This is a genomic window from Rickettsia hoogstraalii (genome assembly GCF_000825685.1).
Classification (GTDB): Bacteria; Pseudomonadota; Alphaproteobacteria; order Rickettsiales; family Rickettsiaceae; genus Rickettsia; species Rickettsia hoogstraalii.
Window position 1 is genome coordinate 559,501 of sequence record NZ_CCXM01000001.1, and the last position, 14,389, is coordinate 573,889.

Here is a 14,389-nt window from a genome sequence, read left to right on the forward strand (position 1 = left end):
TTTACTACGCTCATCTTTTAATGAGAAGACAAGCATATTTACATAAACAAAATGTCTTGCCTTGGCTTAGACCCGATGCAAAATCACAAGCCACGTTACGATATGAAAATAACAAACCTGTTGCCATTTATGCAGTAGTTTTATCAACTCAGCATCATCCGGAAATACAACAAAAAGATCTTATTGAAGCAGTAATGGAAGAAATCATTAAACCTACCTTACCAAGCAGTTGGCTCAATAAAGACACTAAATACTTAATTAACCCGACAGGTAGGTTTGTTATAGGCGGTCCTGTTGCCGATTGCGGTTTAACCGGTAGGAAAATTATCGTGGACAGCTATGGAGGAATGGCAAGACACGGCGGCGGTTGTTTTTCAGGAAAAGACCCAACCAAAATAGATAGGTCGGCTGCTTATATGGCCCGCATATATTGCTAAGAATATAGTAGGAGCAGGACTTCCGATCGATGTGAGATACAAATATCCTACGCAATAGGCGTTGCTGCTCCTGTATCTATTTACGCTGAAACTTTCGGTACTAGCAAATTAAGCAACGAACAAATTACTAAACTAATAACGCAACATTTTGATATGCGTCCTGAATTATTAAACATCTTAAACTTCGCACTCCATGCTATCAAAAAACGGCTGCTTACGGTCATTTCGGCCGTGAAGACGAAGATTTTACATGGGAGCAATTAGATAAAGTAGATATATTGAAGTGAGTAATTATTGACATTTATTTATTCGTAATACATGATTATTTTTATCCTTGTTTAACTAGCTAGTTGAAAATATGGCTGAGAATATAAGTAATGATAGAAAGTTCAGTAACTTAGAAAATTATGATAATGAACTTACAAATACTGCTCTAAAAGAGAATAATCAAAATAAGCTGAGATAGCATTATGAAAATATCACTCAAGCCTTAAATAACATACGGGAATATGAGTATGAAGCAAAAGCAACTCAGTACCGCGAAATGCTTGACGATGCCCGTACCTATGATAAATCCACAAAAGATTATAATTTAGGCTCAGCTCATTTTATAACGGCTAGCGGTTATAAAGCCTTACTTGGAGCTTATAAGGCTTTAAACCCTGACGAAAATACAGATAAAAAATTAGACCATTTTATGAATGGCTTAGATGAGATTTATAAGCAAATCCTTTTCAGCACGTAATTTAACTAGCTCAAATAAATTACCACCCGCAGAACAGTTAAAAAAATTTTTAGAAAAAACTACAGATGAAATATATGATAAACTGCAAAAAACCGGAGAAGCATATTTATCATATTCTAATGCTCCTACTAATACAGGATTACATGCAAATGTTATAAAATATTCTAAAGAAAACGGAAAAAATTATCGTATTATATATAATGCCAGTGCTGGAGTAAGAGCAGATAATTCAAAGCTAAATCAAACACCAAAAGATCAATTATCTAAAATAAATGAAACAATAGAAGCAAGACAGTAAAGCAAAATTCAGCTCCATTAAGTATGAACTTAAAAATCAAACAGATAAAGAAGTAAAAGATTTAATATATAAAGAAATAAAAGATAGTATATTTTCTATATTATCTATAAATGAAATAGAAGCAATAAAAGCTCATAATAACGAGATTAACAGGTTCAAATCGGAGCAACTTATTAACCCAACAGCTGATTCAAGAAGAACAGTTACCGGACAAACTTTAGGGAATTGTAGCAGCAGGTCAATAAGAGAAGCTTTAAGAGACAATGTACCGGATTCAGAATTTCGTGAAATATATGATTTTATTACACAAAATCAAGTATCTCAAATAATATCAAACTTAGAAAGCGAACAAAAAAATTTAGCAAATACCTTAAATATACCTTTAACAAAAGAACAAAGTATCTCAAATACAACTCATCAAAATCAATTCCAAAAAGATATTGCCAATTCAGCTACTAATCATTTTGATGCTTTTTTTTATAATGAAGGGCATACACCAAGCACAAAAGAAAAGTTATTTAATAAAGTTGCTGAAGAATCTAATTTAAAGTATATCAAGATTGATCTAGTAGATTTTTTATCTACTGTGTTTCCCTATAAGGATACTGATTTACCTATTACCGAGGATCTTTTAAAGCCTGTCATAAACCATATTCAAACTTGTTTTGAAGAACGCGAAATAGCTCTATCAAAAACAGTTTTAGAAAATTATAGATTATATAAATCTAACAAAGAACAAATCATTAAAGAACTATCAGAAAAATGCTTAAATGATAAAGATGTAAATATACTTATCAAAGCACAAATACAAGCGAAAATAGAAAACCGCCCTTCTATAGATATTTTCCGGCAAATGAAACAAAGTAATACTAACCCTAAACCGCTAGAGCTATCGGAAGAACATAAGAAATTGGATAATGTCATAAAAGATATGGCACAAAAATACAAAATGACCATACCGGAAGCAAAAGCATCTGAAGAAATCACTCAAGTAGTTAAAGATTACAGTGAAAATAAATTTAATGAAGAAATAACACCTATCAAAGCTCAAAAATTAGTAGATGAATTTACGCAAGCAACGCTAAATATTTTTGGAGAGAATAAATTAATAGACTCACCTATAATTGAAACAAAAAACGAGCATATTAATATACCGCTCCCGAACATAGAAAAACAAGAAACTACTAATCTTAACTTGGATACAATACACTCAAAAAATTCGCCTGTATCAAGCTTTTTGAATGACACTGTACTTAAAGAAGAAAAACAAAATTTAGTAAATGAACTAATAACTGAAGCTAATAAAAATCTACCTGATAGTACGAAAGTAGTAGACGATAAAAAACAAGAAGTTAAAACCGATAATATATTCAATAAAAACTCAGAGCCTAAAAAACAAACTATCAAAAACAAATTTTATAAGTATTTAAGTAAATTAACAGAAAAGTTGGGATTAAAATCCATAAGTAATTACTTTAAAGATTTAATTAAAGAGCCAAATCTTGAACAAAATATCAATCTAGAAAAAGAAGCAAAGTTAATAGCAGACAAACATCGACTAACAAAATATATGGAGCTTAGCGATAATAAAAATAATAATGCAGTATTTAGCGGAAGAATATTACTCAATTATAGATTTATTTTACCGTCAATTCAGGTATTGCCTATAAAAAATTGACTCAAGGTTTCTACGTCATTCTTGCGAGGCATTGTTGCGTGTATACCACCCCGTCATTGCAAGCAATCGTAGACTGCATGGATCAATTTTACCTCTGTCATCCCGTGGTCAAGCCACGGTATGACAACGGGGCGTTTTTCAAGAATCATATAACAACGTCTCGCAGAAATGGCATAGAAAGCTGAACAACAACACTATTTACTATACCCTTTTAAAATCTCAAAATCCTGCCCTTGGAGAAAAAACTTTTCAGGTAATGTAATTTTTGCTACAAAATTCTTTACATCTTCGCTTTTTAAATAGATTGTAGCTTTAGCATTACTCTGGTCCCCGTTATTAGTGCGAGCTGCAAGCAAGGTTACTATCTGCCGTAATTCTTCATGATTTTGTGGGTAAAGCTGTAACTCAAATTGTTTATTATTAATTGCATCCTCAATTGATGAAAAGCTTTTTGCCGTTAGTTTTATTCCTCCTTCATCTTTAACTATATCACAATTAACGACTACCAAACTTTTAACATCGAGTAAATGTACATAATCTTTTAAAACTTCCTCACTAAAAATACTAAGTTCAAATATATTCTCAGGATCGGAAAGCACAAGCGTCACGAACCTGCCTCTTGCCGACATACGAGAATCCTTTTTTTGTATCACACCGGCAAGATTTATTCGGTTAGCACCGTCAGGTAAGTTATTATGTAAATCCGCACTATTTAAAATATTTAAACGGCTAAATATTTCTTGATACTGCGTAAGAGGATGATTAGAGATAAATAAACCCATAGCCTCAAATTCATAAAAAGCTAAAGTATTTTTATCGGCATAATCACTTGATACTAAAATAGTTGGACTTAAACTAGAAACTTTAATTAAACTAAATTGATTAGATTCTTGCTCTTCGTGATATGAAGTTGAATAAGCAAGCAATTTTGAAATACTTGAAAATAATTGCAATCGATTATCATGCAGCTCATCAAAACAGCCTGATTTAATTAAATTTTCTAGTAATTTACTATTAATAGCTTTTGGCGGTAATCTTTCAATAAAATCGGTAATTGATTTAAACGCTCCTCTTGCTTTTCGCTCGTCCGTCACTAACTTACCGAAATTTGGCGTAACTCCCTTAATAGCACCTAAGGCGAAGATTATTGTGCTACCGGTCTCATACCGTAGCTTGACCACAGTATCTTTTGAAATTTCTTGGATACCGCGGTCAAGCCGCGGTATGACAGGCTTTACGCTAAAATACCCTTCAGAAATATTAATATTAGGAGCAATAATTTTTATACCGCTATCTTTTGCTTCTTGTAAAAATAAATTAATTTTATCATGATTATTTAATTCAAGATTTAAACATGCTACTAAAAACTCAGCCGGATAATTAGCTTTAAGATAAGCAGTTTGGTATGAAATAACGCCGTAAGCCGCAGCATGTGCTTTATTAAAACCGTAACCGGCAAATTTAGCCACGGTTGCAAAAATGGATTTAGCTTGAGATTCCGAAATATTATTAGCAATTGCTCCTTTAACGAAAATTTCTTCCTGCTTCTCCATTTCTTTCTTTATCTTCTTACCCATTGCTCTACGAAGCAAATCGGCAGCTCCCAGTGTATACCCTGCTAGAACTTGTGCTATTCTTTGTACTTGCTCTTGATATATCACCACTCCGTAAGTTTCTTCTAAGATTGGCTTTAATAGCTCATGCAAATAATCAGGCTGTTGTAATTTATGCTTACAAGCTATATAGGTAGGGATATTTTCCATAGGACCCGGACGATATAAAGCCCCAAGAGCTATCAAATCATGTATAGAATCAGGTTTAAGGCGTCTAAGTGCATCTTTCATCCCGATACTTTCAAATTGGAAAACGCCGACTCCTTTACCTTTACACAACATTTGATAAGTCTTATTATCATCAAAGGTCATATTGTTAAAATCTACTTCTATCCCTTGCTCTTTAAGCAGTTTCTTACAATCGGTAATAACCGTTAGGGTTTGAAGTCCTAAAAAATCAAATTTAATTAAACCGGCAATTTCGGAATATTTCATAGAATAACCGACTACCAGCATATCGGAATTAGCATCTTTATATACCGGTACTATATCGACTAAATCAGTACCTGCTATTACGATTCCTGCAGCATGAGTTGAGGAATGCCTATGTAACCCCTCAAGAATTAACGAAGTATCAAGCACTAGCTTAATTAACTCCGCTTCACCCTCCAAATTATACAATCCATTACCTTTAGCAGCATTTGCAAGCTCCGGAACTTCACGCATCGCCTGTTCAAGCGTAACGGGATTAACCGCACTAAAAGGTACAAGCTCCGTTAGATAATCAGCGAATTTATAAGGTAAACTAAGCACACGAGCAACATCCTTAATTACAGCCTTTGCCTGCATCTTACCAAAAGTTATAATCTGCCCTACTCGATTATTGCCGTATTTAGAACGTACGTAATTAATCACTTCCTCACGTCTTTCTTGACAAAAATCAATATCGAAATCAGGCATCGAAATACGTTCAGGATTTAAAAATCTTTCAAATAATAAGCCGAATTTAATCGGATCGAGATCAGTAATAAGCAAGCTCCAAGCAACAACCGAGCCTGCTCCTGAGCCTCTACCCGGTCCAACTAAAATACCCTCTTTTTTACTCCATTTAATAAAATCGGACACAATCAAAAAATAACCGGCAAAATTCATATTACAGATAATATCCAGCTCATAATTAAGACGAGCAAAATATTCGGTTTTCAATTCTTCTTGATTCTGCAGTGGAATATTTTCAGATTTAAACTTTGTAGCAAGCCTTGCAAGCAACCCTTCTTTTGCATCTTTTCTAATTAAATCCGTTTCACTAATATCTTTGGTGGCAAAATTAGGCAGCATCGGCGGGTTTGCATGTGCTGCAAAATAACAACGCTCTCTTAAATTCACGGTATTTTGGATGGCACTAGGTAGATCAGAAAAAAGCTCTATCATCTCATGCGGTGATCTAAAATAACAATTTTCACTAACTGTTTTACGATCAGGATATTCTTTAGTAACACCGGCTGATATACATAATAATACATCATGTGCATCATGCATGCTTTTTTCGCTAAACAAAACTTTATTAGTAGCAACAAGCGGAATAGCAAGCTCGGCAGCAATTCTAATATAACTATCTTCAATAAACTGTTCTTCCGGTAGATCGTGTCTCATAATCTCAAAGTAAAAACGATCTCCTAAAATTTCCTGTAATTTACGTGCAAATAGCATCGCTTGCTCTTCGTTCCGAGCTAGCAAGCATTTTCCGACAATACCGTCGGTATAACAGCATAACGCTATTAATCCCTCTTGATGTTCAATTAAATCTTCAAAATCAATGTGATCGCATAGCTTACGATCATTTTTAGTAAAAGTAAGGCTTGATAGTTTAAGTAAGTTTTTATAGCCGGTTTCATCTTTAGCTATAAGCAAAATTTGAGCAAAAATATCTATATTGTATTTTATATTTAGAATAACTCCGTGTATCGGCTGCAGTCCTTTTTTTACTGCATATAATGCAAATTCTAACGAGCCGAATAAATTTCCCTTATCTGCCAAACAAATAGCAGGCATTTTATTCGATGAAGCAAGCTCTACTACTTTCTCGATCGTTAATGCACTTTCTAGAAAAGAATAAGAACTTTGAGTTCTTAAATGAATAAATTCAGGTCGCATTTTAAATTATAAATTATATGTTATAAGTGTATAAATCGTCATTGCGAGGAAAAATTGAAAATTTTGACGAAGCAATCTCATGCCAAAATCTTGAGATTGCCACGTCGATTCTACGAATCTCCTCGCAATGACGTTGCTTAGGCTAAATTTTACTTCCGACTGCATAATATCTAAAACCGATTTTTTTCATTGCTTCATTATCTAATATATTTCTAAGGTCAATGATTATCGGGGATTTTACTAAATCATAAATTCCTTGCCAATTAAGTTCTTTGAATTCTAACCATTCAGTTGCAATAACTATAATATCTACTGATTTACAGGCTTCAGCTATCGAATCTAAATATAGCAAATTTTTATGTTCTAAATTCTTTTTAGTATTTTCAAGACCGATAGGATCAAATGCTTTAACATATACATCTTTATTTAATAAGATCTTTATAATTTCGATGGCAGGACTTGCCCTAACATCATCTGTTCCTGCTTTATATGTTAAGCCTAAAATTGCTATATTTTTACCTTTTAAATCTCCGTCTAACAAAGTAGCTATTTTATCTACCATATTACTTGGACGCTGCTTATTACTTTTAATTACTGCCTTAAGAATCTTACAATCGATATGATGATTTTCTACAAGATTATTTAATGCTAGAATATCTTTTGGAAAACATGAACCGCCAAAACCCGGTCCTGCATTTAAAAAATTTTGACCGATTCTTTGATCAAGTCCTACACCTTTAGATAAATCTTTAATATTACCGCCGATTTTTTCACATAAATCAGCCATCTCATTAATAAAAGCAATTTTGGTAGCTAAAAAGCTATTGGAAGCATATTTAATAAGCTCGCTCGTCACTAAATCGGTAACCACGAACTTTGCACCTTGTTCTATTAAAGGTGCATAAATTTTTCGCAATATTTCCTCTGATTCTTTATTATTTACACCGATAACTATACGATCAGGATATAAAAAATCTTCTACCGCACTGCCCTCTCTTAAAAACTCAGGATTAGAAGCAACATTAAATGAAAAGCCTTTTGATTTTAAATAAGCTATAATATTACTGCAACTATCAGGCGGAACAGTAGATTTTATGACTATTAAACAATCTTTATTTATATGCTCGGAAACTTTATCAATAGCATCATAGACATATTTTAAATCTGCTTCTCCCGACTCTTTTGAAGGCGTACCGACCGTAATAAATATTGCCTCGGCATTTTGAAGTTCATTATTATAAATATTTGTAAATTTTAACCTATTAGCTTCTAAAGCTTGCTTAAGATACTCATCAAGTTTAGCTTCATAAATCGGTAATATTTGCTTATTTAATTTGGATATTTTAACCTCATCATTATCAAGACAAGTAACATTATGACCTAAATAGCTCATAATAATACCTGAGACTAATCCCACATATCCGCTACCGATAAATGTAATATTCATAATTTTTTGTGATTTTTATATTAAATTTTTAGATTATACGTTATATTCAACTAACGTGACAAGCCTAAAGCTTTTATCATATTTCAATAGATTTACAAGCTCAAATGAATTTTATTAAAAAAACCTTTATTAGTATTTTTATAATTCTAATTTCATTATCTTTGGCTATAACTCTAACTGTTTATAGTGCAAATAAAGGACACTTAAATGAACCTTTGAAAAAAATAATTGAATTTTATTTAAGTAAAAATGATATAAAGGCTGTACTACATAATTTAGAATTTAAAGAAAACCGACTATCCATAGATAAAATTTCCTTAAGTCTTATAGATAATGCTAGAGGAGAAATTAACGATTTTAATCTTTTCTTTAATTTCAAAAATTTCTTCTCTAATTCGTTAATAGAGGCTAATTTTAATATTGATAAAATTTCCGTAATCTCAAATAACAATGAAGAGATTATAAACACTTCAACAACCGGTGATTATTCGTTAAATATAATTAAAAAAGATTCCCTAACCGACATACGACTAACTTCAATAAAAAGTGATATCTTAACCGATGAGCAAGGAGCGGACTTACCTCTAGGAAATGCTTTATGCTCATATAAAACCGTCTATTCTAAAGATAATCCAAAGACCGTTAATTGCAAACTCACATTTGGGGACAAAGCTTTTTTATCACTAAACGGTATAATAACCGATAAAAATATCGATGCAAGTGCAGCTGCCGCAAATATGCCTTTAATAATTTATCAAACAGTCGAAAAAATTATTCCGGATAACCCTATAATCTCATATTTACGAGAACATATAAAACAAGGTTACATCCAAAACGGAGAATTAAATATTAAATTAGATAAAAAATTTTTTAAAAAAAATATTTTAGTAGAAGATAATTTAAAAGCAAATTTACATATCTCGAATTTTGAATATAAATATCATACAGATTTACCGCCTTTGACTAAAGTTGATACTAATATAATCATTTCAGGACCAGAAATAAAATTTCTAATTAATGAAGCATATAGCGGTAAAAGTGTTGTTTCAGACGGTATTATGACTTTCAAATGGGAAGGACCGGATAAATCGCAATTTGTTTTTAATGCTACTGCTAAAGGTGAAATTAACGACTTAATTGCCTTTGTTCCAAATGATGCATATCAAAATATTAAAGCTCAAAATATTGATCTTAAAAAAATCAAAGGAACGGCAAATTCAATAATAGAGCTAATAATTCCTATTAGCCCAAATATCCCTAATAGCTATAATGTTTTGTCGACATTAACAAATATCTCTTTTAACACCTTAGACAATAATATCCTATTACAAAACGGTGAAGCCAAAGGTAGCTTTAAAGACAACAAACTAAATATTAGCGGTAAAGGTAAAATTAATAATTATGCAAGCAGCTTTACTTATGATCATGATATATCAGATAAAAATAATGAGTGTTTACTTAAAATAAAAAGTAATATTACGGCAAATAATCAAAGATTTGGAGTATTTAAATTAATTTCAGGCAGCAGCGTTTTAAATTTTGAGTATAAAAAACAGCATAATAATGAGAGTTTTATTACCGTTAATTCTAATCTTGATAATTTAGAATTCTATATAGATAAAGTATCTATTCATAAAAAATTATATAAAAAAGCTAATTTATATTTATATACTAAATTAAATGATAAAAATTTCGATAGAAATATTGAATTTAACCTGTCGGGGCAGGATAATCTAAAAATTAACGGTAATGCCCTAATTAAGAAAAATATTTATAATATTAATCTAGCCTCTGTTAAACATAATCATACGGATTTAAAAGGAAAAATAATCATAGATAACCATAATCTTAATACAGAACTTTATGGAAGCGGATTAGATTTATCAAATGCTAATATGATGCAGTTTTTAGAAAAAGAGGGAGATTCTACACGTAATATTAATTTAAAAACTAATATATCAAAAATAATTTTAAAGAATAATATAATTCTAGGTAATCTTGATTTAGCAATTAAATGTGATAAAGTACGGTGTTTTTCCGGTTTTCTAAATGCTAATATCGATAATAAAAAAGTTAAGATGTCGCTTACCGCTAAGGACAGTTTTGAACAATGGCTAATTGAATCCGATAATGCCGGAGCATTACTTAAGGGACTCGGAATGTATACCACTATGCAAAACGGTCAGATTAACATCAACTTAAATACAAGAAGATATGAAGTAAAAAAAGGGGAAATAGTGCCGATATTAGACGGCAAATTTTCTATAAAACATTTTACGGTAGTCGATACTCCTTTTTTAACACGGCTTGTTTCCTTTGTTTCGTTGCCGGGTTTTCTTAGTTCAATAACTAATAATAAAAATATTTTATTTGAAGATATGACCGGTAAATTTAATTATAGAGGAAATATAATTACAATTTTCGATACGGAAGCACATGGACCGTTCTTTGATTTTACTATGAAAGGTAATATTGATACCAAACAGCAATTAATTACGGTTAAAGGAAATGTTATTCCTTCCTTTTTCTTAATCAGCACTATTGTAACTAAAATACCGGTAGTCGGTAAAATATTTTCCAAAGTAGCACCTTACTCCTTAAAAATGAACTATAAATAGTTATATTCCGTGTACAAAAAATTATATTTAATCGGTATTTTACTTTTAGGCTTAATTTCCGGTCTTACGTTTAATTTAATTTTTTTCACAGTTCCATATCAATTATCCGAAGCAAAATACACCACTGATATAATAGGCTCGATATCACTAGCTGCTTTTCCGTATTGCTTAAAGGTCATATGGTCACCTTTTATAGATAAATACTCTATACCTTTTTTATGTTCTAAATTCGGTCACAGGCGTGGCTGGGCATTGGTATCACAAATATTTTTAATCCTAGCGATGACGGGGTTCTTAAACGTAAGCCCTTGTAATAACTTATATATTACTGCAATTATCTTATTTATTATTTCATTTTGCAGTTCTACGCAAGATATTGTACTTGACGCATATAGAATTGAGAGACCTACATCTAAAGAAGAGCTTTCAATGGCTTTTACCTTTAGTAGCATAGGGTTTCGTTTAGGTATGTTACTTGGCAGCGTCGGTGCTTTATATTCATCAATTATTTTCGGCTGGGATACAGTATATAAATTTGCTTTATTCATTACTATAGTTGGTCCTATAGTAATCTTATGTATCAAAGAACCGAAACCTAAAGAAAAACGTCATACGACTAGTAATTTAATAGGATTACAACAATATTTTGAAGTTATTAAAAAAAGTATTATATCTTTAAAAAATGAACAGCAATATTTACTGCTAATTATGTTATTTGTATTCTTGTATAAAGCTGCCGATTCTATACCTATGGTTATGAGTTCGCCTTTATTTCTAGATTTAAGTTTTACTACTCAAGAAATTGCCTTTATTTACAAAGCTTACGGGTTACTGATCATGATCGTCGGAGGAGCTTTAGGCGGCGTTTTAGCTACAAAAATGGGTATATTTCATAGTGTCTTAATTGGTGGAGTTATTCAATTATTATCGCCTCTTATGTTTATGATTCTTGCTACTATCGGCTATGATATAAGGATATTTATAATAACAGTTACAGTACAAAACTTTTGTGCAGGCTTTGCAGGAACTATTATCTCTATCTATTTTGCTAGCCTTTGCAATAGTGAATTTGTTGCCACGCAATATTCTATTATTGCATCTTTTAGCTCTCTTAGCCGTATTATTCTAGCTAGCCTTGGCGGTATTTGTGCAAAATATCTTACTTGGTCTGTATTCTTTTTAGGTAATACTCTGTTTAGCATGTTATTTATACCGATATTTTATAAAATATATAGAAAGAAACTAGACTTTGTGAATATTTCTAAAAAGATATGACAATTATTAAAAAAGGTTTATAATATTGATATATATATATATATATACTTCTGCAAAATGAAGAGTCAAAATTTTTATGAAATTATATAGTTTTCAAGAACATTTATTAGAATTAAAAATAAGACTTCTTAGAATATTTACTGCTTTTATAATTATATTTGCTATTTGCTATTATTTTAGCGACAATATTTATAGTTTTTTATTAAAACCGCTTGCTAAGCTAAGCGGTGATACGGTACGAAATATAATTTATACAGGGCTTACAGAAGCATTTTTTACCTATATTAAACTTGCAGCTTTTACTGCTTTTACTATTATTATACCTATAATTGCTTTGGAGTGTTATTTATTTATCAGCCCAGGGTTACACCGCCATGAAAGAAAAATTATCGCTTTTATTCTTTTTATGTCGCCTATTTTATTTTGGTGCGGTAGTATTTTTGTTTTTTACTTTGTAATGCCGAAAGCTTGGAATTTTTTTCTTAGTTTTGAAAAACGTGATATGATAGTACCGATAGTTTTGGAAGCAAGAATTAGCGAGTATCTAAATTTAGTTATTCATTTAATTATTGCTTTTGGAGTTGCTTTTCAACTACCAGTTGTGATAATAATATTAAATATACTAAAAATAGTTAAGGTACAAACACTTAAGCAAAAAAGACGCATTGCCGTGGTAATTAACTTTATTATTGCAGGAATATTAACGCCTCCTGACATTTTAAGCCAGTTTGCTCTTGCAATACCGCTACTTTTATTATATGAAACTTCAATAATGATATGTAATTTTATAGAAAAACCGAGGACACTAAATGTTAAATATCAAATGGATTAGAGAAAATCAAGAATTATTCGATGAAAAGCTTAGCCAAAGATTTATTGAACCTATGTCTAGTAAAATTGCTATGTTCGACGGAGAGAAAAGAAAAATTATGAGTTTAATTCAAGAATTTCAGCATGCACGTAAGGTAAAATCAAAGATTTTAGGTAATATGGCCTCTAAAAGCGGCGAAGAGTTTGAAGGGCTACAAAGAGATGTCAAACATATAAATGAGAAGTTGGAAGAACTTGAACAGGATCTAAATAATAATAATGAATTAAATGAACTATTAAATATGCTTCCTAATATTCCGGACGAAGAAGTACCTTACGGAATGGATGAAAGTATGAATAAATTAGTTCGTACTTACGGAGAGACAAATCCAAATGCTTTGAATAAACAGCATTTTGAACTAGGTACAAAATTAAATTTAATGGATTTTGAACAAACTGCTAAAATTTCTGGAGCTAGATTTGTAACGTTAAAAGGTGATTTAGCAAAGCTAGAACGTGCTTTAATTAACTTTATGATTGATGTTCATACTAAAGAGTTTGACTTCTTTGAGATATCACCTCCGGTATTAGTTCGAGATAATGCTATGTATAATGCAGGACAACTACCTAAATTTGCCGAAGAGTCTTTTGCAACAACAAATGGTTATAGACTAATTCCAACCGCAGAAGTATCTTTAGTAAATATAGTCGCCGATACTATTATACCAAGAGAAAAATTACCGATGCGTTATGTTGCTTACACCCCGTGCTTTAGATCAGAAGCAGGTAGTAGCGGTAGAGATACAAGAGGTATGATTAGATTACATCAGTTCGGTAAAGTTGAGCTAGTATCTATTACTACCCCTGAAGAATCAAAAAATGAGCATGAATATATAACTAATGCATCAGAGACTATTTTACAAAAACTGAATCTTCCTTATCGTGTTATGTTACTTTGCACCGGAGATATGGGATTTGCGGCAAAAAAAACCTATGATATAGAAGTGTGGCTTCCGGGACAAAAGCAATATCGCGAAATTGCTAGCTGTTCTAATTGTGGAGATTTTCAAGCACGTAGAATGAAAGCAAGATATAAGGAATTCGGCAGTAACGAAACTACCTTAGTTCATACTTTAAATGCTTCAGGATTACCTATCGGAAGAACTATGGTTGCAATACTTGAAAATTATCAGAATGAAGATGGATCAATAACTATACCTGATGTCTTGATAAATTACATGGGAGGGTTACAAAAAATCACTACATATAGTGAATAATTGTTTATTAAATATAAATAATAAGATAAAGTTTTGTAGTATATACTTAGATAGAACTTCAAAATTGGCTATGTAGTGTAAAAAGCGGACATCCAAA

At 31.5% G+C, this 14,389-nt stretch carries 7 protein-coding genes and 3 pseudogenes; 8 read left to right on the top strand and 2 right to left on the bottom strand.

The genetic code is table 11. The features are described 5' to 3' along the window. Positions 1 to 20 precede the first annotated feature (20 nt). From metK to BN1174_RS07800, 4 genes and pseudogenes are all read left to right on the top strand, one after another. A pseudogene (gene metK / locus BN1174_RS09795) lies at positions 21 to 724 on the top strand (methionine adenosyltransferase). Between the two features lie 71 nt (positions 725 to 795). Beyond that, positions 796 to 1,059: pseudogene (locus BN1174_RS10705) on the top strand (hypothetical protein); the annotation flags it as partial. A gap of 75 nt (positions 1,060 to 1,134) precedes the next feature. After that, positions 1,135 to 1,400 (top strand): annotated as a pseudogene (locus BN1174_RS10710) (hypothetical protein). 1,527 nt (positions 1,401 to 2,927) lie between these two features. Continuing rightward, complete coding sequence (locus BN1174_RS07800) at positions 2,928 to 3,158, top strand: hypothetical protein (RefSeq protein ID WP_052454769.1); 231 nt, start codon at positions 2,928 to 2,930, stop codon at positions 3,156 to 3,158. Between the two features lie 194 nt (positions 3,159 to 3,352). Here BN1174_RS07800 and dnaE read toward each other — a convergent pair whose 3' ends face one another. Then, a complete protein-coding gene (gene dnaE, locus BN1174_RS03030) occupies positions 3,353 to 6,865 on the bottom strand; it encodes a DNA polymerase III subunit alpha (RefSeq protein ID WP_040256400.1) in 3,513 nt (1,170 codons plus the stop codon). Positions 6,866 to 7,007: 142 nt separating this feature from the next. Further along, positions 7,008 to 8,312, bottom strand: a complete 1,305-nt coding sequence (locus tag BN1174_RS03035) for a UDP-glucose dehydrogenase family protein (RefSeq protein ID WP_040256402.1) — start codon at positions 8,310 to 8,312, stop codon at positions 7,008 to 7,010. 104 nt (positions 8,313 to 8,416) lie between these two features. Between BN1174_RS03035 and BN1174_RS03040 the strand changes: the two genes are divergently transcribed. The 4 genes from BN1174_RS03040 to serS all read left to right on the top strand — a co-directional run bounded on the left by BN1174_RS03040 (position 8,417) and on the right by serS (position 14,292). Further along, entirely contained in the window at positions 8,417 to 10,930 is a 2,514-nt protein-coding gene (locus tag BN1174_RS03040) for a YhdP family protein (protein ID WP_040256403.1), read from the top strand. Between the two features lie 9 nt (positions 10,931 to 10,939). Beyond that, on the top strand, positions 10,940 to 12,205 hold the full coding sequence (locus tag BN1174_RS03045; RefSeq protein WP_040256405.1) for an MFS transporter: 1,266 nt from the start codon (positions 10,940 to 10,942) through the stop codon (positions 12,203 to 12,205). Between the two features lie 76 nt (positions 12,206 to 12,281). Further along, positions 12,282 to 13,037: a twin-arginine translocase subunit TatC gene (tatC, locus tag BN1174_RS03050; RefSeq protein ID WP_011271548.1), complete on the top strand. Its 756-nt coding sequence runs from the start codon at positions 12,282 to 12,284 to the stop codon at positions 13,035 to 13,037. After that, a complete protein-coding gene (gene serS / locus BN1174_RS03055; RefSeq protein ID WP_040256408.1) occupies positions 13,015 to 14,292 on the top strand; it encodes a serine--tRNA ligase in 1,278 nt (425 codons plus the stop codon). Before tatC ends, serS begins: the two co-directional genes overlap by 23 nt. The last annotated feature ends 97 nt before the right edge of the window (positions 14,293 to 14,389 follow it).

Coding starts and splice junctions, on each gene's coding strand:
- dnaE (WP_040256400.1), bottom strand. CDS start 6,865: ATGCGACCTGAATTTATTCATTTAAGAACTCAAAGTTCTTATTCTTTT.
- BN1174_RS03035 (WP_040256402.1), bottom strand. CDS start 8,312: ATGAATATTACATTTATCGGTAGCGGATATGTGGGATTAGTCTCAGGT.
- BN1174_RS03040 (WP_040256403.1), top strand. CDS start 8,417: ATGAATTTTATTAAAAAAACCTTTATTAGTATTTTTATAATTCTAATT.
- tatC (WP_011271548.1), top strand. CDS start 12,282: ATGAAATTATATAGTTTTCAAGAACATTTATTAGAATTAAAAATAAGA.
- serS (WP_040256408.1), top strand. CDS start 13,015: ATGTTAAATATCAAATGGATTAGAGAAAATCAAGAATTATTCGATGAA.